Source organism: Streptococcus sanguinis, from assembly GCF_003943655.1.
Taxonomy (GTDB): Bacteria; Bacillota; Bacilli; order Lactobacillales; family Streptococcaceae; genus Streptococcus; species Streptococcus sanguinis_F.
In genome coordinates this window covers 48578-74053 of sequence record NZ_RJMM01000001.1, presented here as the reverse complement: position 1 = coordinate 74053, position 25476 = coordinate 48578, and the positions used below count along the sequence as shown (strand labels likewise).

Below are 25476 nucleotides of genomic sequence, written 5' to 3'. Positions count from 1 at the left end.
ACTAGCAAAGCTTATTTTTCTGCTTTATTTTTTGTTCGCGAAGCATGCTTGATAATCCAAGCGCAACTCGGACTCAGTTTTTCCTCTTGCCAAGTCCCAATCACCCTCTCAAACTTTTCAGGATCTTCTTTATATAAATCATTCAGATTATTGGCGACACTTTTTTGGATTGATTTATCTGTGTCATCCTTTAGATTTGTCAAAATAGCGGTAAATTCATCAAAATAATCTAAAACCACAGTCTGCTTCTTAGCCCAGGGCAATTGGATACGCATACACTCGCTGGCTAATCTGCGGACGCGCATATTCTCATCTCGGCTCCACTCTAACAGTAAATCCATGGTAGCATTAGGATAATTAGCCAGCAAGGGCCGCATGGAAAATTCTCCAGTAAATCGCTTGGTTAATTCCTTACTGAAGGCTGCACTCAACTCGAATTCCTGACCTCCGTAAAGTTCTACGTATTTGCCAATCGGCCACAACCAGTATCCTTCTGAAAACATGCCCAAGCCACCCTCTAACTCTGGACCAAGTATCTGCTCAAAAACCTTCAGAGAATCAGCATAAGAAAGCGGCAAGCATTCTTTGATACTCTTTGCCAGCAGCTCTTGACGCTGAGTAAATTCCAAAGCCTCTAAGTCGCTTTCAACTAGAGATCTAAAATGCTGAGCATCAAATTTATCTGTGACTTCTTGCAAGCGACGGCTCAAATCCTTCGCATAAACCAAATCATAATAATCTTTAACCTTTTTCGCCATGATTTTTAAATCCCCTTAACAGACTTCTCACTGCTTCTCTGACTTCTGCTTCTTCCTCTTTCTCAGCCAGAAAAAGAGACAACTCGTTCAAGGCGCCTGAAATCATATGAGCTGCCATATCCAGATCAATAGAGATAAGTTTCCCTTCTTTAGATAAAATGTCTAATTGCTCTCTCAAATGAAAGAAAGAATTAGCCTCGTCCTGACGACGCCACTCTTTCCACTCAACGATATTGGGACCATCAAGCAGGAGAATATGTTTATTTTCAGTCAAGGTCGCAAAACGAACAAAAGCAACACAGCCTTCCACCAACTGCTCCCAAGAATCGTGTGCTTCCAGGGCATTTTTTTCTACATAAGACCCCAGTTCGGACTGAATTTGTGTCAGTACGGCGGTAAATAAAGTTTTCTTATTCCCGAAATGGTGATAAAGTGCGCCTCTTGTCATTCCCAACTCATCTACAATTTCTTCCAAGGAAGTTTCTGCATAACCCTTTAAAGAAAAATGTTTCCGGGCGATAGCTAATATTTTCTTGCTTGTCTCTAGAGAAGCCTGCTGTTTTTTATTCATCTTCACTCTCCAAATAATTTGCCGCAAACTCAGCGCTAGGTGGAATTACTTGAATCACATCAACCAAAACAGAACCCGGCGCTTCCACAATGAAATGGCGCTGACCAAAATCTTCACTCTTAATAGGAAGAAGGAACTCCATTTCTTCTTGCTGACGCAATTCTTCATAAAGAAAATCCACATTGTCAACTTCGATATTGATGATTAGACCACTCGCCTTAGACTGGTAGGCTTGTGGCACTGTCCCATGCTTGCTATCAATAAAAGCAAGCTCAAAACCACTCTCAATATTCTTTAAACTAATATACCAATCTGAACGGAAGGTTTCCTGAAATTGGAAATGCTCAATGAAAAATTGTGCCGCTTGATGGACATCTTCGCTCATTAAAACGGGGTATAAACTGGTAATCATTTGTTCTCCTTTTCTTAAACTTTATTTTAACATACATACTGAATGTATGCAAATAAATATTAAAAAACAGAAGCCAAATTGACTTCCACCTATTTGAGACTGGCTTCGTTTAATCGCTTGATAAAATGATATTTGGTAATGCCCTTTTGTGGGACATCTGTTAGACTGGCGTAAATTTCATAGCCTTGCTTGATGTAAAAATCCCTGGCTTGATAAGATTTAGTGGACAAGGTAATGCTAGTTACCCCAGCTTCTACAGCCTTTTCTTCTAATTCTGCCAGCAGACTGGCTCCCAAACCTTTTTTCTGATGTTCTTTATCCACCACCAAAGCCTTGACATGAATATTTTCCAACACCTGTTGGGCATGGAGCAAGGCAATTAACTGGCCATCTTCCTCCCGTGTCAAATAATAGTCTTGAAGCTCCAGTTTTTCAAGCATATCTGGACCAAAACAAGCCTCATATTGCTCATCGAAAACCCGCTTGATAAAATCATGAAATTTTTCCATCTTTCTCCTCCTCCACGAAAAAGCAGGGGATATGCCAATCCTCCTGCTCTAAGTTTAGTATAAATCCAGATAATTATCCACTTCCCATTGGGAGACAAAGGTTGCATAGCTAGCCCACTCGATACGCTTAGCTTCTAAGAAGCTCGTATAGATATGCTCGCCAAGAGCCGCTTTAACGACTTCGTCTTCTGTCAAGGCCTTCAAGGCATTGTGAAGAGTTGATGGTAGGTCTGTAATTCCAGCTTCCTTACGCTCCTCTGGAGTCATGATATAGATATTTTCTTCAATTGGGGCTGGAGCTTCGATTTTATTCTCAACACCGTGCAATCCAACTTCCAAGAGAACAGCCATAGCGATATATGGATTGGCCATCGGATCAACCGAACGCAGCTCCAAGCGAGTACCCATACCACGAGAGGCTGGCACGCGCACCAATGGTGAACGATTACGTCCTGCCCAAGCAATATAAACTGGTGCTTCATATCCAGGAACCAGACGTTTGTATGAGTTGACCGTTGGATTCATGATAGCTGTGTAGTTATAAGCATGGTTAATCAGACCACCCAAGAAATGGTAGGCTGTTTCTGACAGCTGCATACCTTTTGGATCTTCTGGATCGAAGAAAGCATTATTGCCGTCTTGATCAAAGAGAGACATATTACAGTGCATACCAGATCCTGCAATGCCAAACTTAGGCTTAGCCATAAAGGTTGCATACAAACCGTGCTTACGAGCAATAGTTTTCACAACCAGCTTGAAAATCTGAATCTTGTCACAAGCCCGAAGCACTTCGTCATACTTAAAGTCAATCTCGTGCTGGCCGACTGCTACCTCATGGTGACTAGCTTCTACTTCAAAGCCCATCTTGGTCAGGACATTGACGATTTCCCGGCGAGTATTGTCTGCCAAATCTGTCGGCGCCAAGTCAAAATAACCGCCCTTGTCATTTACTTCCAGCGTCGGATCACCATTTTCATCCAGCTTAAAGAGGAAAAATTCTGGCTCTGGTCCGAGGTTAAAGGACTTAAATCCCAGCTCTTCCATATGCTTGAGGGCACGCTTGAGGTTACTCCGAGGGTCCCCTAGAAACGGTACATGATCTGTCGTATAAACATCGCAAATCAGACCCGCTACACTACCGTTTTCATCTCCCCAGGGAAAGACTGTCCAAGTATCTAGATCAGGATNAAGATACATATCTGATTCATTGATACGTACAAAACCTTCAATGGAAGAACCATCAAACATGGCTTTATTGGATAAGACCTTGTCAAGCTGTTCATCCGTGGCAGGAATTTCCACATTCTTCATAGTTCCTAAAATATCAGAGAACATAAGACGAATAAAGGTAACATTTTTCTCCTTTACTTCGCGACGGATATCAGCTGCTGTAATAGACATTAAATTTCTCCTTGTAATTCAAACAAAATAGCTATGGTCGACGCATCTGACCAAAGGTTGGCAGAGAAGAAGCAAAACGGCCTTGCTGCAAGATGTCATGATGCAGGGCACGGCGAACATCTTTGTCACTAATGGTCTTGCGGGACTTGGCTTCACGCTCAGCATATTTCCTCTTAATCGCAGCGATATTATAACCTTCTGAAATATAATCCTTAATTTCTAAAAGGCGGTCCATATCATTCAAAGAATACATCCGACGATTGCCCTCATTCCGAGCAGGGGTAATCAGATTCTGGTCTTCATAATAACGGATCTGACGGGCAGATAGGTCCGTCAGTTTCATAACACTGCCGATGGGAAAGACTGCCATGTTTCGGCGAAACTCTTTTTCCTTCATTCAAATTCCTCTCTACGCACTATTATAGGACGAAATAAATCTTATGTCAAGAAATAATGTTAGATTTTCTTACACAGATTTATTTTTTCTTTTCAAAAATGGTTCGCAGCCGATCTATATCAGAATTTACCAGAATTGCAACAAAGACTCCCATAAAGGTTTCAAAAATTCTGGCAAAGACATACAAGATGGTATCTTCCGGCCGAATGGACAGGGTAATAATCAGCATAGCAGATACTCCACCAATGACTCCAGCCTTGTTGTTCATGGCGACATTGGTCATGATTGTCAGCATGGTACAGACCGGCACCAAAAGGAGGGTGACCCAATACTGCTCCTTAAAAACACTATTGACAATGAAAAATAGCAGAGCGTAAAAACCACCGATGCTGTTTCCCAAGATTCGCGATGTTCCGAAGTGGACACTCTTATCAAAATCCTCACGAAGACTAAAGACTGCCGTCAAAGCACCGATTTGCAGGCCTTTCCAACCAAAAAGCCCAAAGAGCAGTAGAATGATGAAAACAGCCAGACCGGTTTTAAAGGTACGCATGCCCAGACGAAATTTCGATTTATCAAACTTGTACTTATTGAAATAACTCATTAGTCTCCTTCCAGGAAATCCTCCCTCTCTTCATTTTAACATATTTCGCCTCAAAAAAACTCTTTCTGCTTAGGAGATTTCCCACACAAAGAAAAAGCCCTATCAGTTACCACATCAAGAGCTATTGACTATTTAAAAGCTGAGACATTATCTGTCCCAGCCTCGTTTTTATTATCTTTAGTTTGGATAGATATAGGTAACGCCACCCATAAATTCATTCGGGTTAAAGTAGCCACGATAGTTGTTAATTTGCTTTTGGCGATTGTAGTTCGCTTCCAAGACTTGAATAGAGCTGTCGCTTTGCACATCTGTCACATAAGCAACGTGTCCGTATTCACCGCCATCCCAAACTGCAATAGCGCCTGCTACTGGGACATTTCCTGTTGCATAACCCTGAGCACCAGCATTGATCGCCCAAGTATTAGCATTGCCCCACCAGTTGCTTGCCCAAGGAGCCATTTCTTTCACACCCCAGGTACATTGACCGATTGGGTAAGAATTGCCATAGTCAGTTGGCGTATTTAAGACAACATCTTCAGTATCAGATACCAAAGCAGCATCGCTTGTCGCTTCATAAGCTGGAGCATTGTACGGATTGTAAGTCTGTGCCAAAGCAATGCCATTTACTTGCAGCACATCCCCTGGATTAATCGTATCAAAAATTGATTTTCCATTATTGGCAGCAAGTTCGTAAGGATTCATCCCATTGGCGCTAGCAATGGCAAAAAAAGAGTCCCCATGCTGGACAACGTAAGAATCTGCATTGACAGCCTGAGCGCCGATTGTCGCCAAAAAAGCTGTAGAAGTTAAACCAAGAGTTGCTTTAGCAAATGCTTTTTTCATAACTGTTTTTCTCCGTATAATTTGATGATAAAAAAATCATACCTCATTTACATGTCAGTTTTTTTAGAGTTATGTTTTTGTCATGTTACAAATGATTTAGACTTTTGCTACATAAGATTTAGCAGTATTTTTAAAGGTAAAAAGGCTAGGGATTCCCTAGCCTCATCTATTATCAGTCTTCTTTACGTCTCAATTTTCCTAGACCTAAAGCACCAATAATGGCTGCTAAACCTAGATATGGCAGATAGACTGCATCTTTGGCTCCCGTTTCTGGCAGAAGAGAAACAGGAATCTTTTTAGCCACTGGAGTTGGATTGGCTCTTCTTGGATCGTTTACACCCGAAACAATCAGATGCTGTGACTTAGGAGTGACTGTTGTAACTGTATTTGAAGCATAGACTACATGATTGACAGTATTGATGTAGGTATTTTCAAAAGTACCCGCAGCAATCCGCTTCATCTGTAGATAGGTTTCAGCCTGAAAAGCTGAATCCAGAGAAATAGTCTCTAAGAATTCTTCCTTGAAACGAATAGAAATCAAGCCTTTCTCAAGATCAATATTCGCAGCTGTATACTCAGTCAAATCTGTACCAGCCTTTATCACCTTACCATCTTTGAGCGTGATGTCTACTTTGGCAAAGGTTTTGTAAGCCCCCGTGTACTCATCGCCTCGTTGATCATAATCATCCACAAAGCTATAGTCTGTCAAATCTTCAGAATGGTTAGCAGGGATCAAGCCGCCGATGAGACGGTAGTTAAAGTGCCGTCCCAAAGTCAGTTCCTTGCCATCCAAGTTCTCTGCACTTGTCGGATCCAAACTCAGGGTAATATCTTTTTCAGGACTGATTTTAGGAACATTGTTCACGACTACGTCTGTCGCATAACCATTTCCAAAGTCAATTTGATAAGCCCGGTTCTCGAATTTACCGCCTGTGCGGCCCATTCCTTCTTTGACAGCCATAGGGCTTGTTATCGTCAAAGACTTACCTGTTACGACATATTGGTCATAAAAGGCTTGGGCATCGTCTGCTGCAAAGAGTTGGAAAGAACCTTTAACAGTGATATTGGCCTTTTGAAGGAGCTCTCGAACTGCTGCAGGGGCTGTTTCAAGGCTCTCGTAGTGGGTCACTGTCACACCTGCCGCAGCCTTGCCATCTGCATCTACTAGCTTGACTAATTCCGGACGAAGTTCGAGTGCTTCTTCCGGATAGTCATCTACATAGTAGAAACCTTTTTGAATTGTGCTCTTAGATGACTTGTCACCCTTATACTGATCCAAATCCCAGTTCAGCTCGTAGTAATTGGTCGAACCAGCCAGGACTTCCTTACCATCAATCACCAATCCTGCCTTATTTTTATTGACCTTGGTTGGCTTAATGTAATTATTGCTAGGATTATCTGAATCATCAGGCTTGCCTGGCGTAGTCACGCGTACTACGTTTGAACGGACACCATAGGCATCATTGACTGTCAGGGTGAAATTATTGGTATAGGTTGCGCCATCATTGAGAACTCGACCGACTACAGTTGGAAAGAGCGTAGCAACTTCTTTGGTCGTATCAGCGTTATAAGTAGCTAGCGTTGCTGCAGTTGCCTTGAATGTTACTGTGTGACTAGCCTTATCATAGCTGACGTCAAAACCTGCACTAGCAGCTTTTGTTGCTTCTAAGTCAACTTCATAACCACTTGGCAACGGATCAGCAATGACAAATGAAGTCGTTTCACTGCGTCCAGCTGGAAGAGCTTCTGTCTTTAAGGCAAACTGAACGACGGACTGCTTAGCCACCAGAGTCTTATCAATATTGGTGCCTTGGTCATTTTGAATCTCTTTATTAATCTGCGGTTGAGATTGCAAGAGATGATAATGATAATGCACAGTCGGAGCTACGGGCGCTGCTGGCTCTTTTTGATAAACAGGCTCTGCTGGTAAGGTTGGCAGCGGGCTATAAGTTGGTTCTACCGGCTTATTAGGCTCTGGTGTTTCTGGTGTAGGAGTTGGTGCTGCCGGCTCCTTCTCATAAGTCGGTGCTGCCGGAGGTGTTGGCTCCTTTTCATAGGTCGGTTCTACCACTGCTGGCCGGACAGCTTTTTCTACTTCATAGCTTGGCTCAGATGGCTTATTAGGCTCCGGTGTTTCTGGTGTACGCGTCGGTGGCGTCGGATCTTTTTCATAAGTCGGTGCTGCCGGAGGTGTTGGAAGAGCCTTCGGTGTCGGTGTAGTTGGAGCTGGATCCAAAGGCTTAAGCGCTTCTTCAGTTGGCACTGCAGGAGCTGTAGGAGCTACTGGCACTTCCGGTTCTTCTACTGTGATGATTGGCAGATCATTCGCTCGAACATCACCATTAATCGCAAACCAAATATTTGGTTTCTTAGGAGCTAGCTTGTCAGCCCTACGTGGATCAGTAGCCTCTGGCTGGCCTAACACTTCAGAAGAGGAAATCGTTCCAATCGTCATGCTGTTGGTTGTACCAGAAATTTCCACCGCTCCTGCCCCATACCATGAGTTAGGAGCATCTGTAGTGTCCCAGCCTGAGTCTGGCTGAGCATTCTTATACATGGTAAAGCGAGATCCGCCAACTCCTTTTTTGAAGTTTTCAGACTCAGTCGCATAGATTTGGCCGTTCTTTTCACCAATAGATGAACCCGAAATCTTGTTGAAAGTTCCGGTATAATCTTTGGCCATTTCGATAGAGTTAGCTTCACGGTTGAGGGAAGCCACGGACATCAAGGCCTGATCAAAATTAATCGGTTGGCCTTTATCATCATAAAAGACAAATTCCGTCTTCACAAAGAGAGAGGTTGCATCTTCAAAATTTCCTGTATAAGCTGAAGCAAACACTCCCATGGTTGGATCTTTAAAAATACCTAACCAAGCCTTATCATTGCGGAATTGGGAGCTTGGATCAAGAGTATAAGTATAAACGATTTTAGAAACTTTTTTCCCTCGATAATAAGTTCCCTGAAGATTTGTATAGGTTGCTGTTGCAGACTGACCGCGGCTCAGCAAAACAGAAGACCATTCAGTCGGCCCTTTACCACTTGTTACGTTAGAACTATAGTCTGCATACTTGCCAACCGTACCAAAGCTTTCCTGCTGATTGGTCTGATAGTTAGCATTTTGAATATCTGTTACTTTGAAGTTGTCCAACTGGAAGAGTTTCTTAGAAAACTCTGCAGTGTTCTTCACAGCGGCTTCCATGCCAGCATAGCTGACAAACTCACCAGTTGTAGTCAGTGACAGATCAGCATTAGGTTCTGATTTGAAAACCAGACTTTGCGCAATTGGACGGCTCAGATGCCCGTCTTCAGTCTTCTTTGCTTCTGCGATAGCCAGTCCAGCCTTAATCTTGGCCTGTTCAGCATCATACTTAGCCTTATCTTGCTGATACTTGGCTAATTTTGTATTATAGACAGCCAAATCAGCATTATACTGGGCCAACTGAGCTTGATAATTTGCTTGGGCTTGAGCATTACGCTTCTTGATTTCTTCATTTTCAGCTGCTATAGTGGCATTCTTAGCTTGGTTCTCTGCCAGCTTTTGCTCATATTCTTTTTGAGCTGCTGCATTTTCAGCTTCAATTTGAGTCTTTTTAGCTTCATAAGCTGCTAAATCTGCTTCATATTGAGCTTTTTTATCTTGATTTTCCTTTTGGATACGGGCCAATTCTGCCTGATAATTCGCCTGAGCAGCTTGATATGCCGCTTCATTATCAGCATTGGTCTTTCGGACAGTAGCTAAATCTGTTTGATATTGGGCAAGTGCTGCCTCGTAGGCCGCTTTTGCAGCCGCATTCCTCTGTTTAATAGCTTCATTATCAGCAGCAATCTTAGCATTGGCAGCTTCATTGTCAGCCAAAGCTTTTTCATACCGAGCCTTAGCTTCCGCATTCGCTTTTTGAACACGGTCCAGCTCACTAGCATAAGCCGCCAGAGCCGTATCATAATTAGCCTTTGTTTCCGCATTCAGTTTTTGAACACGAGCTAATTCTGCATCATAGGCAGCTTTAGCTGCTTGATAGGCTGCCGCATTATCCGCATTCGTCTTTTGAACCGCTGCTAAATCTGTTTTGTACTTGCTCAGTGCTGCTTCATAATCTGCTTTCAGCTGAGCATTTTCTGCTGTGATCCGAGCTACTTCTGCTTGATGAGCAGCCAAATCTTTAGCGTATTGTTCCGCTGTCGCTTTGTTTTCTGCTGTAATCCGAGCTACTTCCGCCTCGTAGGCTGATACTTTTTCTTTGTACTCCTTGACCTTGGCATCAATCTCGGTTACCTGCGCTTGATAATCTGCTGCAATCTCCGCTTTTTTGTCTGCTGTTTCTTGAGCAGTCTGGGCTACTCCTTTGTCAACAGCTGGGTCTTTGACCACTGTCAGCCCAGCTTCTTGAGCCTTTTTGACGCTTTCATCTAAACCAGCTGTTGGAACAGTCACTGTCACACCGCCATCTGCCTGACCTGCTCGCGCCTGACTCTCTTGAGATGCCTGACTGGCTGCCCCTTGAGCTTGAGGCAGATTGGTCGCTGCATTTCCAGTACCTACCATTTCAGTATTGACAGGACTATTGGTATCAGATACCACTTCATCTGCTCTTACTTGCATCGTTGACGTTAAAAAAGCCGCACCTAGAACAGCACCGCATAAAGTTTTAACAGCCTTATTTTTCCGAAAACCAAAAACTTCTTTTTTCTTCATTTTTCTCCTCCCCCTGCAAACTTTTACAGTCTGCCGTTTTCCCAAGCCCTCCGAAAATCAAAAAATAATTGAAACCTCCTATTAGAAGCTCCATTCTCATTTTGACTATCTGTAAGCATCAGAATACATACCTTTATCCTATCAAGTTTTCCCTCGTTTTGCAAGCATTTTTTCCTCAGTTTATTTACCTTTTTTGTTTTTTAGACATTAAGTGTATAATGTCTATTTTTGATTTTCTCTTCCCTCTCTGTTCCACAGATTTTACGTAAAAAAGAAAGGACCAGTCTTTACTAGTCCTTCTCTTATTATAGTTTTATGGTATATTAAATATTCTGAGTATACCGCTTATTTCTCAGTCAGTGCTGCAAGTCCTGGTAATACTTTACCTTCAAGGAGTTCCATTGATGCACCACCACCAGTAGAAATCCATGAGAACTTGTCTGCACGGCCAAGGTTGATGGCTGCGGCAGCTGAGTCACCACCGCCTATGATTGATTTTACGCCAGGTTGTTTCACGATAGCGTCCATGACACCGATTGTACCAGCTTGGAAGTCTGGGTTTTCAAATACACCCATAGGGCCATTCCAGACAACAGTTTTCGCACCAGTCAACGCTTCATCAAATTTAGCGATAGATTTAGGACCGATATCCAAACCAAGGAAGCCTGGATCCACTGCTTCACCTTCAGTGTCTTTCACTTCAGTGTAGTCCGCAAAAGCATTTGCTTCTTTAGAGTCAACTGGCAGAACCAATTTACCATTTGCTTTTTCAAGAAGAGCTTTCGCAACATCCAATTTGTCTTCTTCTACAAGTGAGTTACCGATTTCGATACCTTGTGCTTTGTAGAATGTGTAAGTCATACCACCGCCGATAAGGACTTTATCAGCTTTTTCAAGCAAGTTTTCGATAACACCGATCTTGTCAGATACTTTTGAACCACCAAGAATAGCTACGAATGGACGTTCTGGAGTTTCAACTGCTTCTTGGATGTAGGCAATTTCATTTTCAAGAAGGAAGCCAGCAACAGCTTTTTCAACGTTTGCAGAGATACCGACGTTTGATGCGTGTGCACGGTGAGCTGTACCAAATGCATCGTTTACGAAGATACCATCTCCAAGAGATGCCCAGTATTTACCAAGTTCAGGATCGTTTTTAGATTCTTTCTTGCTGTCCACATCTTCAAAACGAGTATTTTCAACCAAAAGAACTTGTCCATCTTCAAGAGCATTGATAGCTGCTTCCAATTCTGCACCACGAGTGACACCTGGGAAAACAACGTCTTGACCTAATTTAGCAGCCAAGTCTGCAGCTACTGGTGCAAGAGATTTACCTTCTTTGTCCGCTTCTTCTTTGACACGTCCAAGGTGAGAGAAGAGAATTGCGCGACCGCCTTGCTCGATGATATATTTAATAGTTGGAAGAGCGGCAGTGATACGGTTGTCATTTGTAATCACTCCGTCTTTCAATGGTACGTTAAAGTCTACACGAACGAGGACTTTTTTACCTTTCAAATCAACGTCTTTAACAGTAAGTTTTGCCATGTTACAAAAACTCCTTTTCATATTTTATACGCACCTATTATATCATATTTTCCAAAAGTTTTCTTGATATAAAGAAAATTTTCACAAAAAAGAAGTGCGACGCACTTCTTTCTCTTGAACTTTGGAATTAGAGAATAGGAAAAAGGGCGCTGAACTCATTCAGACAATAGTTAAAGCTCAATTTTTCTCTAGATTCGACAACTCAAAAAGCCAGTAAAACTACTGACTTCAATTTTTTCTACTATCTAAATTGCAAACACCTGCCCTACTGCATAGGTGACCGCCATGGTTAAAAGACCAATAACGAGGTTGCGAATCATAGCATTTTTGAGTGGTGCTTTGCCCAATCTAGCGCTGGTATAACCTGTTCCCAAAAGGGCCAAGGCCACGATTAGTACGGTTGCCCAGATACGAATGCTGGCTGGAAGCATGATAATGGTAATCATAGGAAAAAGCGCACCAACAGCAAAGGCTAAAAAGCTTGATACGGCAGCATGCCAGGGATTAGTGAACTCCTCAATCTCGATTCCATATTTTTCCTCTACCAAAGCCTCCAACGGATCTTGGAGAAAAGCCCGATTAGTCATGAGCTGGGCAGAAGTCTCACACTCGCCATTTTGAACATAGGCAGCATAGAGAGACTGCCTAGCAATATCTGGATTTTTCTCTAAAAGCTCCCTCTCTCTGGCAACAGCAGCTTCTTCTGTATCCTTTTGAGTAGAAACAGAAACATACTCTCCACCAGCCATAGAAAAGGCGCCCGCAAAGACTGCCGCTAAACCAGATAGAAAGATAATCCAGACATCGTCCGTCGCACTAGCCACCCCAATAACTACACCTGCTATGGAAATAATGCCGTCATTAGCTCCTAAAACCCCAGCCCGCAAGATATTCAGCCGACCGCTAAAATTCGTATCAATTTTATGTTCTTCCACTATTTAAATTTTCTCTTTCTTTTTATTTATAATGATTATAAATAAAACCTAAAACTAATACAAGAGAAAATCGAAAAATGAGAAAAGTTCTACTATTTAAGAGAAGAAAGACATTGAAAAAAGAGCCGTTTTAAACGACTCCTCTCTAAATTCACTATAATGCTGTAACAAACTAATTATTTCACCACGATATTAACTAATTTATTTGGAACGCTAATCACTTTCACGACTTCTTTTCCAGCGATTTCAGATTTAATTTTCTCATCTGCAAGGGCAATTTTCTGCAGTTCCTCACGGCTCAGGTCCTTAGCTACGACTAACTTAGCACGGACTTTACCCTTGATTTGAACTACGATTTCGACCTCTGCCTCAACCAGCTTGCTTTCGTCATAAGTTGGCCAGTCTACGTAGGAAATGCTCTTGCCAGTTTGAGCTACTGCCTGCCAGAGTTCTTCAGCCAAGTGCGGTGCAAAAGGCGCAAGCAATTGAATGAAACCTTTAGCATATTCGACATAGAGTTTTTCTTCCTTGTTGGCTGCATTGACAAAAATCATGAGCTGGGCAATGGCTGTGTTAAATTTGAGCTCCTCAATCTGTTCTGTGACAGACTTGACTGTTTCGTTGTATACCTTGTCGAGAGCACCATTGTTATCCGCAACGATTTCTTTACTTGTAATCAAACGGTAGACACGATCCAGGAACTTGCGGCTGCCTTCCAGACCTTCCTCGCTCCAAGCGATGGATGCATCCAACGGCCCCATGAACATTTCATAGACACGAAGTGTATCGGCACCGTACTGCTCCACTACATCGTCTGGGTTGACCACATTCTTCAAAGACTTAGACATCTTAGCAGGCGCTTGCTCCAGCTCTTCTCCAGTTTCGATGTTGAAGAAAGAACCATCGCGTTTCTCTACTTTATCTGTCGCCACAAGAGCACCACGGCTGTCACGGTAGCTAGTCCCCAGAATCATTCCTTGGTTAAAGAGTTTTTGGAAAGGCTCTTTGGTCGGAACCACTCCGATATCATAGAGGAACTTGTGCCAGAAGCGAGCATAGAGGAGGTGGAGCACAGCGTGCTCTGCACCACCGATGTAAATGTCAACTGGAAGCCAAGCCTTGAGAAGGTCTTCGTCTGCTAATTTCTCATTGTTGTGAGGGTCAATGTAACGCAGGTAATACCAGCTGGAACCAGCCCATTGAGGCATGGTGTTGGTCTCGCGGCGTCCTTTGACCCCATCTTTGCGAGTCACTTCCAGCCAGTCAGTCAGATTAGCCAATGGACTTTCACCGGTACCTGACGGACGGATATCCTTGGTTACAGGCAAGACAAGCGGAAGTTCATTTTCAGGAACAGCCGTTGAGGTGCCATCTTCCCAATGAATAATTGGAATTGGCTCACCCCAGTAGCGCTGACGGCTAAAGAGCCAGTCGCGCAGGCGATAGGTGACTTTTTCGTTTCCGACACCTTCTGCTTCCAGCCAAGAAACCATCTTGTCAATAGCGGCAGCCTTGTCTAAGCCATCTAGGAAGCCAGAGTTAATATGCGGACCGTCTTCTGTGTAAGCAGCATCAGCAACATTGCCACCCTCTAGAACCGGAATAATCTCTAAATCAAACTGCTTAGCAAACTCCCAGTCGCGCTCGTCATGCGCAGGAACAGCCATGATAGCCCCTGTTCCGTAGCTAGCAAGCACATAGTCGGCAATCCAGATTGGGATTTCCTTGCCATTGACAGGATTGATGGCATAAGCTCCTGTCCAGACACCGGTCTTCTCCTTAGCCAAATCAGTCCGAGCTAGGTCGGATTTGAGGCTGGCTGCATGTTTGTAGTCTGCTACTGCTTGGGCTTGTTCTGCACTTGTAATGGCATCGACGAGAGCATGCTCAGGAGCCAAAACAGCATAGGTCGCACCAAAAAGGGTGTCCGGACGAGTCGTAAAGACGGTGAAGTCCTTGTCTGTGTCCTTAATCTTGAAAGTTACATTGGCACCGGTTGACTTGCCAATCCAGTTGCGCTGCATATCCTTGATAGACTCTGGCCAGTCCAGCTCCTCCAAGTCATTGAGCAAACGTTCTGCATAAGCTGTGATTTTCAGCATCCACTGACGCATAGGCTTGCGGACAACTGGATAACCACCGCGCTCAGATGTTCCGTCTGGCAGAACTTCCTCGTTAGCGATAGCCGTTCCCAGCTCTTCAACCCAGTTTACTGGCACTTCTGCTTCATAAGCCAAGCCTTTTTCGTAAAGCTTGGTGAAAATCCACTGGGTCCACTTGTAGTAATTAGGGTCAGTTGTATTGACCTCCCGGTCCCAGTCATAGGAGAAGCCAAGAGCGTTGATTTGACGCTTGAAGTTGGCAATATTTTCCGCTGTAAAGTCAGCCGGGTCATTCCCTGTATCCATGGCGTATTGCTCAGCTGGCAGACCAAAGGCATCCCAGCCCATAGGATGAAGGACGTTATAGCCCTGAGCCCGCTTGTAGCGGCTGAGGATATCTGTCGCCGTGTAGCCCTCTGGATGCCCTACATGGAGCCCCGCTCCGGATGGATAAGGAAACATGTCTAATGCATAAAAATTAGGCTTGTCCTTGTCCGTGCCTGTCTTGAATGTATAGTGCTCTGCCCAGTATTTCTGCCACTTGGGCTCAATTTCTTTGTGATTATAATAAGCCATTCTTTTCTCCATTTTTTGTACTGTTTCTATTATACCATTTTCAAGGGATTTTGAAAGACGGAATTTCATGACTGCCAGACACATCAGACAAGGAAGCTCTCCACCAAAAAACAAGCCACATTGTCAGCCTTACGGTTGAAAGGTGGCTTGTTTTGTATTTTGCTTTTATTTATCCAAATCCCTGACATATTGGTCGACTGCTAGGATAGCACCTGCAATGTCAGAAGCTGAAATCTCAAATGGCATCTGATGGATGGTTTCGCCCTCAATTGTCGCTTGCTGACCAACTTTGAACAAATCTTCATAGCTGGCATTTTCCAAATGCATTTCTTTCAGAGTTGTCGGCATACCAATCTTTTGATAGAAGCGTATATATTTTTCCAATTCTTCTTTAGGTCTGTTTTCTAAGAAGAGCTGGGTCAAGGTCCCATAGGCAACTTTTTCGCCGTGGGTCAAGTGATGAATATCGCCTGTAAGAGCTGTAAAGCCGTTGTGGATAGCATGGGCTGCCGCTAAACCGCCGCTCTCAAAGCCGACGCCGCTGAGAAGGGTACTGGCTTCAATGATATTTTCCAGAGCTGGGGTCACGACTTTCGCTTCACAGGCTGCGATAGCCTGCAGGCCATCTGCAAACAGTGTTTCTTCACACTTCTTCGCAATTGCTACACCAGCTAAGCTCTGTCTTTGTCCCAGCATGGTAGTGCCATTTTTTTGCTGGACAGCACGCGCCTCTACCCAAGTCGCTAAACCATCTGCAATCCCAGAAGCCAGAAGCCGTTTTGGTGCTCCAGCAATCACTTTCGTATCCACCAAGACGAGTTCTGGGTTTTTACTATAGAAAATATACTTTTCAAAGGCGCCGTCTTCTGTATAGATAACAGAAAGTGCTGAAGTTGGGGCATCCGTAGAGGCAATGGTTGGCGCAATGACCACAGGACGACCTAGTATGTCTGCAATCGCCTTCGCACTGTCAATGGTTTTTCNACCACCTAGGCCAATAACTAAGTCTGCTCCGTCTTTTTCAGCCAAAGCAACGACACGATCAATTTCAGCGTCAGAAGCTTCTCCGTTAAAAGCGACATGCAGCACATGAAAACCATAACGAGTAAGGTAGTCATTGAACTTTTCCCCAACAATCTGGTAAACCACATCATCACAAAGCAAGACTGGATGGCTGCCTAACTGAAGAATCTGTTTTGCATTTTCAAACAGGGCATTTTCTCCCTGAATATAACGAGACGGGCTTGCAAAAATTCTCATAGAACACCTCTTTCTTTTTTATAGATAGAGCATTATATATGTTTAAATGTATTCCTGATTGTGAATTGCTGACCAGTCAGCAGCAAAGTCATCTACTGCCTTAGCGATAGACGGCATGGCAAAGGCTGCTGCAAAGACATCAGGTCCTGCTGTAATGGCTTGGGCCCCATCAGCAAAAGCACGATTGATTTGGCCAACATTCTTAAAGGACGCTGCCAATATTTTGCTGGCGGAATGTTCCCGCTCAATCGCTTGAGCCAGCTGGCTAATTACAGCATCTGAATCAATATTGAGATTTTCCATGCGGTTATAGTAAGGAGCAAGATAGTCAGCCCCCGCTTCAATAGCTAATAGACCTTGAAAGGTTGTATAAATGGCTGTCGCTGTAATCTTGTAGCCCTCTGCTTTGAGAGTTTTGATAGCTGCCAGCCCAGCCGGTGTAACCGGAACTTTAATGTAGACAGCATCGCCGCATTCTTTTCGAATTTCAGCAGCATCTTTCAAGATTCCCTCATAATCCTTGGCAACAACCTGCACATGGATAGATGGACCTTCTCCTATGATTTCCCGAACAGCGCGAATCCGTTCAAAGAAATCTATTTTCCCTTCTTTTTTTGCGATGGTCGGATTGGAAGTCACTCCCGCCAAGGGGAGAACTTCCGACCATTTTTTTATCTCCTCTAAATTTAAGGTATCAAGCATGAATTCCATAAATTGGACCTCTTTTACAATGTGTGCTCCGTACGTCCGATAATATCATCTTGTGTCGCCTTGGAAAGCACATTGAAGAAAGCAGAGTAGCCTGCAACGCGAACAATCAAATCGCGGTGTTTTTCAGGATGCTTCTGAGCATCAATCAAGGTTTCCCGAGAAACGACATTGTATTGGATATGATAGCCATGCAGACGGTTAAAGAATGTACGAAGCAAGGCAATAAGTTTCACTTTATCTTCTTCCTTAGACAGGGTCTGAGGATTGACTTTTTGATTGAGCAGAACGCCTCCTACGATTTCGTCTGTCGGCAATTTAGAAACAGATTTTAATACAGAGGTCGGGCCGTTCTTGTCCATATTGTGGGATGGAGAGCAGCCTTCAGCGAGCGGTGTTCCGGCATTGCGGCCATCTGGTGTCGCCAAAGTACCGCGACCTTGACCTACATTGGCTGAAATAGAAGATGTTCCAGAGTAGCGGATACCGCCAATTGGACCACGGCCATAACGGGTATTTGGATACTTAGCGATTTCATCCACATAAATATCATAAGCATCTGTCACTAGCTTATCTGCGTAATCATCATCATTACCATATTTCGGTGCATCATGAATCAGCATCTCTTGAATTTCTTTACCACGCTCACCTGCATAGTCTGTTTCAAGTGCATGCCAGAGTTCAGCCGGAGTCAGCCTGCCTTCTTCAAAGACCAGCTTTTTGATAGCCGCCAGTGAGTCTGATAGATTGGCAATACCGACTTGAAGACCGGAAATATAGTCATAGACTGCTCCGCCTTCTTTCAAATGCTTACCGCGTCCGATACAGTCATCTGTCAAAGCTGAGCAGAGAATATCCGGAACTTCTCTTTCAAGAGATAGGTCAATAGAATTTTCCACGATGACACTCATGCGGGTCAAATAGCGCAAGGTCTTGTCCCAAGCCGTTTGCAGCTCAGCAAAGCTCTTCATATCTTTAAAATGACCGAAGCTTGGTGCAAAGCGCTTGCCAGATGCTGGATCAATTCCATCGTTCATAGTAATCAGGAGTACCTTAGGGAAGTTCATGTAGCTCATGCCTGTACAACGGTAGCCCCATTTACCAGGCACAGCAGTTTCCACACAGCCGATAGCACTGTAATCGTATGCATCTTCTTCCAAAACGCCTTTGGCGATAAAGGACGGAATGATGATTTCATCATTATTGAAAGCCGGCATACCGAAACCAAGCTTCATGACTTCGATACACTCATTCATAAAGCGAGCATCTAAGCCTGCATGATAACGAACAGTCAGATTCGGCTGAGGAAGATGAGTTTGAGCTACAGATTTCAAGACAAGGTAGGAAAGTGGGTTGACTGCATCTCTCTTATCTCTCGTTTGGCCACCGATTGTCACATTTTGATAAAGGGGACTGCCCGCAGATGAGAATGTGTGGGCCTGACTGCGCACTTTATTAATGGTGATCGTCTTAATCCAGAGATTGGTTAAGCGTTCTACAATGCTAGCCTCTGTCTCACGTCCAGCTTCCAAATCTGCCTTGACATAAGGGTACATGTACTGGTCAAAGCGTCCATAAGAGAGTGAATGTCCGTTAGACTCAATCTGAAGGATACACTGGATAAACCAAACAGACTGAACAGCTTCAGCAAAGGTTGATGCTGGCTCGTACGGCACTTTAGAACAGATTCTAGCGATTTCTAAGAGCTCTTGACGGCGCTTAGGCTCTGCTTTTTCAGCCAGCTGATTTGCCAAGGCCACAAAACGCTCCGCATAAGCTTTCACAGCATCTACTACGATGAAAATGGAATCGTAGAAGTGGTATTTGTCAATACTAGCCGGATCGGTCAAATCCAAGGCTTCCTTAGCTGCACGCGCTTTTTCTTCAAAACCTTTCAGCCCATAGGCCAAGAGTTTTTGATAATTGACCGCCAAGTGGGCGTCCCCAGAGTTCATCTTTCCTTCCATGCCAAAGAAGCCAGTTTCCATATAAACCTGAACTTCCTCTGGAAGTAAAGCTCCAGCTCTCGCACGGAGGTTATTGTTTTCCCAGAAAGGAGCGATGCTGCGGAGCTGCTCTTTGGTTTCCTCTGTGATATAGAAGACGTCTCCATCCCGCTTCTCAAAAAGATCTAGTTCATTGAGTACAAACTCTAAAGTATACTCTGGGAAAATAGGCGCGTCTTTATTAGATGAAGCCTGATTACCGACAATCATCGTTTCATCTTCGATATAAAGCGTCATATTTTCCAAAATCTCTTTGAGCATGTAAGCACGCTTCAACACATTTGGTTTTTCCTTATGCTTATCATAAGCCTTGGTAGCTAGGACAGCACGCTCTGCATCAATATAGGGCTTTTTATTTAAAACATCTTCCCGATACTTATTCATCCGCTCTGTTAAGCTGCCAAAATAGTCTGTTTTTATTGTTGTTTTTTCTACTTCTTTTACTTGGATNATTTGGCTACGACCTTTCTTATGAAATTTAATTTATTTCTTTCGTAACTATTGTAACATGCAAAATTCTAGAATTCAATCATTTATAGGCGATTACAGAATTAAAGATTTTTTGCACATTTGTGCCATCTGAGCCAAGAAACTTTTGTGTTTTTATCCATCAAAGTCAGATTATTTTTCATTTTTCAATTCGTTATTGTAGGCAATCTTATCCTGAAACTTCACAAATGGGAAATAGACAAAGGCGGACATGGCTAAGATGACAATTTGAATGACTGCCCCTTGCCAGCCAGCGACCATAAAGCCAGAAATGATAGCCGGCGTACTCCAAGGCAAAGTCACACCTGCGAATGGTTGCATAAAGCCGACCGCAATCGCCATGTAGACAATCAAAGCGGCTAGAACCGGTACCAAAACAAAGGGCAGAAACATGACCGGATTCATCACAATCGGAAAACCAAAGACAACTGGCTCATTGACATTAAAGATTGCCGGGAAAGCAGCAACTTTCCCCAGAGCCTTATACTGTTTGGACTTGGCAGCAAAGAGCATGGCCACGACCACTCCGAAAGTAATACCGGAGCCCGACAAGATAAGAAAACTATCCAAAAATTGCTGGGTCACAATATGAGCGCCTTGACTAACAGACAACTTATCTGCAGCAAGCAGGGCCTTATTAGCATCCAGATTTGACAGCAGCAAAGCTGTTACGACACCATTGACAACAGACTGGCCGTGGACGCCAAACCACCATAAGAAAGAAATAAAGAAAGCAATACCGATAGCTCCATACAGAGAGCCCGTCAGACCTTGCAGAGGCACCTGAATAACATCGTAAATCATCTCAATAAAGGTACCGCCACCAGTCGCTATCTTGGCAATAATATAAACAAGCATTGACAGCAAGAAAATAACGAAAGCAGGAATCATGGCTTCAAACTGCTTGGCAATCGCTTGAGGAACCTGCTCTGGCATTTTGATGACAATATGCTTTTGAATGAAAATCGTATAGATACTGCCAACTGCCAGACCAATGAGAATGGCCCCAATGATTCCTTGACCGCCAAACCAGACCTTGGCAATCGCATCTGCAATCGCCTCACCCTTTTCTGGTATATAAGAGGATTTCAAAAGGATAAAGAAGGAAGAAAGAGACAGCACTCCTGCCGGCAGAGGCTCTACACCGCTGTTCTTGGCATAAGAATAGCCGATTGAAAAACAAGAAATCAGCCCCATAATGGCAAAGGTTCCTGAATAAACCTGCATAAACGGTTCTGTCCAGTCCGCCCCAAACACACCAGCAATGGCTTGATTTAGACCTTCAAATGGTAATTGCCCTACAATCAAGAATAGACTTCCCACAACTGTAAGAGGCAAAATTGCCAACATACCGTCTTTTAAGGCGATAATCCCGCGCATATTGACAAACTTCATAATCGGCGCAATGATTTTTTGAGTATCCACTTTAGACATAACGAAGCTCCTTGATTTTAATGTTTATCCAACAAACTCAAAGCGAGGTTTAACACTTTTTCGCCATCTAGCATACCGTAATCAGCCATCGGAATAACTGCAANCGGAGTATGGCAGCTGTCGCAAATAGCTGTAGATTTGTCCAGAGTATAAGCTACCTGCGGGCCCAATAAAGCGACATCCAGATCCGCTGCATAATCAGCCAACTTAGCCTGAGAGTAGGCTTCAATCTCAGCTTCCAGCCCTTTTTCAGCTGCAGCTATTTTCATATTGTTGACCAACATTCCTGTTGAAAAACCTGCCGCGCAAAACAAACCAATCTTAACCATCTTTTCATCCTCCTGATGATTTATTTTTCCCCTTGTAATTCTCTTCTCAAGTCGATGATTTCTTTGATGAGGTTAATCTCTGTAATGCTAGTCATCAAATGATCTTGAGAATGAACAAACAGTGCTGTAATCTCTGTTTTCGTTCCTCCAGCTTCCTGAGCTAGGAACTTGGTCTGCAAGTTATGGGCCTCTAACAGCGCCTTATCTGCAAGCTCAATCTGCTCATCGCATTCTGAAAACTTACCATCTTTAGCTAGTGATAAAGCTTGATAAATATGCTGCTTAGCATCACCAGCGTCTAAGATAAGACCCATGATAATTTGATCTGCTACAATCATTTCCATATGTTACAACCACTCCTATCTTTATGATTAACAAAAACTTGTTCTTTTGTTTGAAAGTAATTTGTTTTTTGTTTGTAACTAGAATGTATCACCTTTATCTCAGTCCGTCAATATATTATGGAACAAATTAGCTTATTTAATTTTTTTCGCACATTTGTGCAAACGAAAAGACTCCTCCACAAAAAACAACTCCTATACAGCTGTATTCATCTGCGAATCAAAGGCACTCTATTAGATACGAACGATAAGCAGATTCGACACAAAAAAAGAAGCAGCAGCTATTTGCTTCTACTTCCTCATATATGCTATTTTAAGAAACCGAAACTTATCTTTTTAAACGGATTTCTCAATTTCCTTTGCTATTTTACTTTTCCGCAATTTCCTCTGGAAGATGTATTTCAATAAAACAGCAGGATTCAGACTGTAGGATAATTGCAATTTAAAATAATTCACCCACTCGATGACAGCAAAAAACCAAATTGCTAAAGAGATTATGCCTGTGCAAAATTCACTGTAATTAACATAATTATCAGGGCTCCCACACCCAGCAAAATAAGGTCTAAGATCTTTAGTACCTTATAAATCTTGCCTGTATATCTTTCAGCAAATTCTGGATTGGAAATCCTTTTTATCAAAATCCACCAAAAAACAGAGCCCTGTATCAGAATAAAACTCAGTACAAACAAGGAGAAAGAAATAGAAATCAAAGCTCCAGTAGTAAAAATCCATTTTTTGAGCAGGAAAAAATTCATCCAAAATACTAGCACAGCGACTAGCTCTCCTGTGGCTAAATTAGTCAATTTTTGTTTCATCGGCTTTTTCAAATCAACAATCCACCTCCATACATAGCCGCTAATCCACTATTAAAAAATAGAATCCCTAAATTCCGTCTTGAAAATCTCTTGCACCTGAGATTCCACTGACATCAAGAAGTGAGGAAACTCCTATCTCCATCCAGTTCTAGCATTTTTAGAATCGTCGATTCATCTGTGACCAAGTGATTGACATAGCCAGCTCGCAACACCGCTAAGATAGCAGCAGACTTTTGACTGCCATAGGCAAAGGCTAGACTAAGCGGCACTTTTTTCAAATTTTCCAAAGAGATAGCAATCGTTCGATTTTGCAAATGCTGGTAGACCATCTCCCCTTTTTTATTAAAGAAGCGACAGCAGATTTCTCCGACAGCATCCTGACTCTCTAGAGCAAGAAAATCCTCTGAGGTCAGCATGTCCAGCCATTGACGATTGCTCGTGTCAACCTGCCCGCCAATACCAACCACAGCCACATCCAGCTCCTGCCAGCTGCTTTTTAGCTCTTCAAAATATTTAGAAGCTAAAATTCCATTTGTCAGCTGCTCATCTTCCTGAATAATCGTGGAATTTATAAAACGGCAGTCCCCATGGTATTTCCCAGCCATGCTATAGATGAGGGTGTTCACATGGTAGCGTGCATGGATATGACTGGGGCCACCCGCCAAAGGAAAGAAATGAACATTTGTCAAATGCTTGTTGCTGGAGTGCTCTACTAAAAGGCTCAAGCTCTTGCCCCAAGAAAATCCTACTTTATCATTGTCTTTAATCAGGCTGCGCAGCATACCTGCAGCAGCTTGAGCCAACCTCTCTTCCAGGTCTGCTGGAGATTCATCCACTAAATTACTGACAATTTCGATTCCCTTGAGCCCATATTTTTCTTTTACATAGTTTTCCAAATGGAACANGCGGGTATCAAAGTCTTCAATCTCAATCTTTACAATGCCCTCTTTTTTAGCTTCTGCCAGCATTCGGCTAATGGTGGTGCGATAAATCCCTGTCTCAGCCGCAATGTCAGACTGGCTTCTTTCTTCGATATAGTAGAGATAAGCAATTTTTGCCAATAGTTTTTTTCTTTCATTTTTCATCTTATCTCCTTCTCTGCTAGATCAGAGTCAGCTTGATATCGGCAGCTTTCAAGCGCTCAACAGCCTCTTTAGGAATCGCCTTGTCAGTCACCACTTGGGCAATCTGCTTGAAGCCAAATCTCTTAACTATTCCTTTTCTGGTAAACTTACTTGAGTCCGTCAAGACAATCATCCGGTCAGATGCTTCTGACATATACTGCACAACCTCACTCCGCATCAGATCCTTGCCTGTAAAGCCTAGATTTTCATCATAGCCATCTGTTCCGACAAAAGCATGTTCTACGTGGAAAAAGCGGATCATTTCCTTGAGAAGAGGCCCTACTGTCACTTGAGAATCTTTCTGAAATTCTCCGCCCAGTAAGATAATTTTACAAGAATCAGTTTGTTTTATATAATCCGCAATAAAATAAGAATTGGTAATAATCTTGACATTCTTCTTCGTCCGGCAGATTTCCTCAGCTAGCAAGGCACAGGTCGAACCTGATTCGATCATAATGGTTTCATTATCCTGAACGATTTTTGCTGCTTCCTGAGCAATTCGGCGCTTGGTATCATAATGAAAGGAAAGCCTGACATTCAGATCATCGCCGCTATTTAAAACAGCATAGCCATGCTCTCTGCGCAACAGACCTTTGGTTTCCAGCTTATCCAAATCTTTGCGAATCGTTACTTTGGACACTTTTAAGCGGTCAGACAAAGTATTGACATCGATTCGTTCAAATTCAGATACTAATTTAACAATTTCATCTAAACGTTCCATTCTATCACCTCTGCTATTATTGTAACAAAAGACGTCTTAAAAATAAAATAAAAATAACTTTCATTCGTAATTGTTTTTCTTTCTAAAATAAGTTATAATGATTATATCCAAAGGAGGCCTGAGTATGGAAACAACAAAAGGAATTATTTTCAACATCCAACATTTCAGTATTCATGATGGACCAGGGATTCGTACAACGGTTTTCCTCAAGGGCTGTCCTCTACGCTGCCCTTGGTGCTCTAATCCAGAATCACAGCAATTAAAACCCGAACCTATGCTGGATGCTACTATCAAAAAAAGCATCACTATAGGGGAGGAGAGAAGCGTCGAGGAGATTATCAACGAAGTCCTAAAGGACAGAGATTTTTATGAAGAGTCTGGTGGCGGCCTGACCTTATCTGGCGGAGAGATATTCGCCCAGTTTGAATTTGCCAAGGCCATTCTTAAAGCAGCTAAGGAAAAAGGGATTCATACTGCTATCGAAACAACTGCCTTTGTAGAACACGAAAAATTCGTGGATCTCATCCAGTACGTTGATTTTATCTATACAGACCTGAAACATTATAACTCTGTCAGCCACCGCAAGGTGACTGGAGTAAAAAACGAATTAATTGTTCAGAATATCCACTACGCCTTTACTCATCAAAAGACGATTGTTCTCCGCATTCCTGTCATTCCAGATTTTAACGACTCCTTAGAAGATGCAGAGCGGTTTGCGACTTTGTTTAATGAACTATCCATCAATCAAGTCCAGCTGTTGCCTTTCCATCAATTTGGCGAAAATAAATACAAATTACTTGGCCGAAAGTATGCCATGGAAGATGTCAAGGCCTTGCACCCTGAAGACTTATTTGAATACCAAGATGTCTTTTTGAAGCATGACATTAATTGTTATTTTTAGTCTTT

21 protein-coding genes and 1 pseudogene are annotated in these 25476 nt (G+C 43.0%); 1 reads left to right on the top strand and 21 read right to left on the bottom strand.

Annotation, left to right across the window (positions count from 1 at the left end; all coding sequences use genetic code 11):
• Nucleotides 1-11: 11 nt before the first annotated feature.
• The 21 genes and pseudogenes from D8886_RS00355 to D8886_RS00255 form a co-directional block, all read right to left on the bottom strand.
• The gene (locus D8886_RS00355; protein ID WP_125433869.1) at nt 12-758 is read right to left on the bottom strand and encodes a DNA alkylation repair protein; all 747 of its coding nucleotides are present in this window, start codon (nt 756-758) and stop codon (nt 12-14) included.
• Complete coding sequence (locus D8886_RS00350; RefSeq protein WP_125330853.1) at nt 742-1329, bottom strand: TetR/AcrR family transcriptional regulator; 588 nt, start codon at nt 1327-1329, stop codon at nt 742-744. The genes D8886_RS00355 and D8886_RS00350 overlap by 17 nt, the downstream gene beginning before the upstream one ends.
• Nucleotides 1322-1741, bottom strand: a complete 420-nt coding sequence (locus D8886_RS00345) for a VOC family protein (protein WP_125433868.1) — start codon at nt 1739-1741, stop codon at nt 1322-1324. The genes D8886_RS00350 and D8886_RS00345 overlap by 8 nt, the downstream gene beginning before the upstream one ends.
• An 89-nt stretch (nt 1742-1830) precedes the next feature.
• Complete coding sequence (locus D8886_RS00340) at nt 1831-2250, bottom strand: GNAT family N-acetyltransferase (protein ID WP_125433867.1); 420 nt, start codon at nt 2248-2250, stop codon at nt 1831-1833.
• Nucleotides 2251-2304: 54 nt separating this feature from the next.
• Entirely contained in the window at nt 2305-3651 is a 1347-nt protein-coding gene (gene glnA, locus D8886_RS00335) for a type I glutamate--ammonia ligase (protein ID WP_125433866.1), read from the bottom strand.
• A 31-nt stretch (nt 3652-3682) separates the two neighbouring features.
• Nucleotides 3683-4048, bottom strand: coding sequence for a MerR family transcriptional regulator (locus D8886_RS00330; RefSeq protein ID WP_002896641.1), 366 nt, complete (start codon nt 4046-4048; stop codon nt 3683-3685).
• 79 nt (nt 4049-4127) lie between these two features.
• Entirely contained in the window at nt 4128-4652 is a 525-nt protein-coding gene (locus D8886_RS00325; RefSeq protein WP_002898470.1) for an FUSC family protein, read from the bottom strand.
• Between the two features lie 177 nt (nt 4653-4829).
• Nucleotides 4830-5495, bottom strand: coding sequence for a COG3942 and LysM peptidoglycan-binding domain-containing protein (locus tag D8886_RS00320; protein WP_125433865.1), 666 nt, complete (start codon nt 5493-5495; stop codon nt 4830-4832).
• 172 nt (nt 5496-5667) lie between these two features.
• Nucleotides 5668-10233, bottom strand: a complete 4566-nt coding sequence (locus D8886_RS00315; protein ID WP_312023300.1) for an antigen I/II family LPXTG-anchored adhesin — start codon at nt 10231-10233, stop codon at nt 5668-5670.
• Between the two features lie 300 nt (nt 10234-10533).
• Nucleotides 10534-11730, bottom strand: a complete 1197-nt coding sequence (locus D8886_RS00310; RefSeq protein WP_125433863.1) for a phosphoglycerate kinase — start codon at nt 11728-11730, stop codon at nt 10534-10536.
• A gap of 245 nt (nt 11731-11975) precedes the next feature.
• The gene (locus D8886_RS00305) at nt 11976-12665 is read right to left on the bottom strand and encodes a VIT1/CCC1 transporter family protein (RefSeq protein ID WP_002929076.1); all 690 of its coding nucleotides are present in this window, start codon (nt 12663-12665) and stop codon (nt 11976-11978) included.
• Between the two features lie 176 nt (nt 12666-12841).
• Nucleotides 12842-15343: a leucine--tRNA ligase gene (gene leuS, locus D8886_RS00300; protein ID WP_125433862.1), complete on the bottom strand. Its 2502-nt coding sequence runs from the start codon at nt 15341-15343 to the stop codon at nt 12842-12844.
• Nucleotides 15344-15508: 165 nt separating this feature from the next.
• A complete protein-coding gene (locus tag D8886_RS00295) occupies nt 15509-16603 on the bottom strand; it encodes a glycerol dehydrogenase (protein ID WP_125433861.1) in 1095 nt (364 codons plus the stop codon).
• A gap of 42 nt (nt 16604-16645) precedes the next feature.
• Nucleotides 16646-17314, bottom strand: a complete 669-nt coding sequence (locus tag D8886_RS00290) for a fructose-6-phosphate aldolase (RefSeq protein ID WP_125433860.1) — start codon at nt 17312-17314, stop codon at nt 16646-16648.
• A gap of 14 nt (nt 17315-17328) precedes the next feature.
• The gene (locus D8886_RS00285; RefSeq protein WP_376739368.1) at nt 17329-19770 is read right to left on the bottom strand and encodes a glycyl radical protein; all 2442 of its coding nucleotides are present in this window, start codon (nt 19768-19770) and stop codon (nt 17329-17331) included.
• Between the two features lie 168 nt (nt 19771-19938).
• Entirely contained in the window at nt 19939-21240 is a 1302-nt protein-coding gene (locus D8886_RS00280) for a PTS sugar transporter subunit IIC (protein WP_125433858.1), read from the bottom strand.
• Between the two features lie 17 nt (nt 21241-21257).
• Nucleotides 21258-21569, bottom strand: coding sequence for a PTS sugar transporter subunit IIB (locus D8886_RS00275; protein ID WP_125433857.1), 312 nt, complete (start codon nt 21567-21569; stop codon nt 21258-21260).
• Between the two features lie 20 nt (nt 21570-21589).
• Nucleotides 21590-21913, bottom strand: coding sequence for a PTS lactose/cellobiose transporter subunit IIA (locus D8886_RS00270; RefSeq protein ID WP_002896659.1), 324 nt, complete (start codon nt 21911-21913; stop codon nt 21590-21592).
• 333 nt (nt 21914-22246) lie between these two features.
• Nucleotides 22247-22737: pseudogene (locus tag D8886_RS00265) on the bottom strand (hypothetical protein).
• Between the two features lie 101 nt (nt 22738-22838).
• Nucleotides 22839-23810 (bottom strand): sugar-binding transcriptional regulator, encoded by a 972-nt coding sequence (locus tag D8886_RS00260; RefSeq protein ID WP_125433856.1) that lies wholly within the window; start codon nt 23808-23810, stop codon nt 22839-22841.
• 16 nt (nt 23811-23826) lie between these two features.
• Nucleotides 23827-24570: a DeoR/GlpR family DNA-binding transcription regulator gene (locus D8886_RS00255; RefSeq protein ID WP_124764426.1), complete on the bottom strand. Its 744-nt coding sequence runs from the start codon at nt 24568-24570 to the stop codon at nt 23827-23829.
• A 124-nt stretch (nt 24571-24694) separates the two neighbouring features.
• Between D8886_RS00255 and D8886_RS00250 the strand changes: the two genes are divergently transcribed.
• Complete coding sequence (locus tag D8886_RS00250; RefSeq protein ID WP_048772098.1) at nt 24695-25471, top strand: glycyl-radical enzyme activating protein; 777 nt, start codon at nt 24695-24697, stop codon at nt 25469-25471.
• Nucleotides 25472-25476 lie beyond the last annotated feature (5 nt).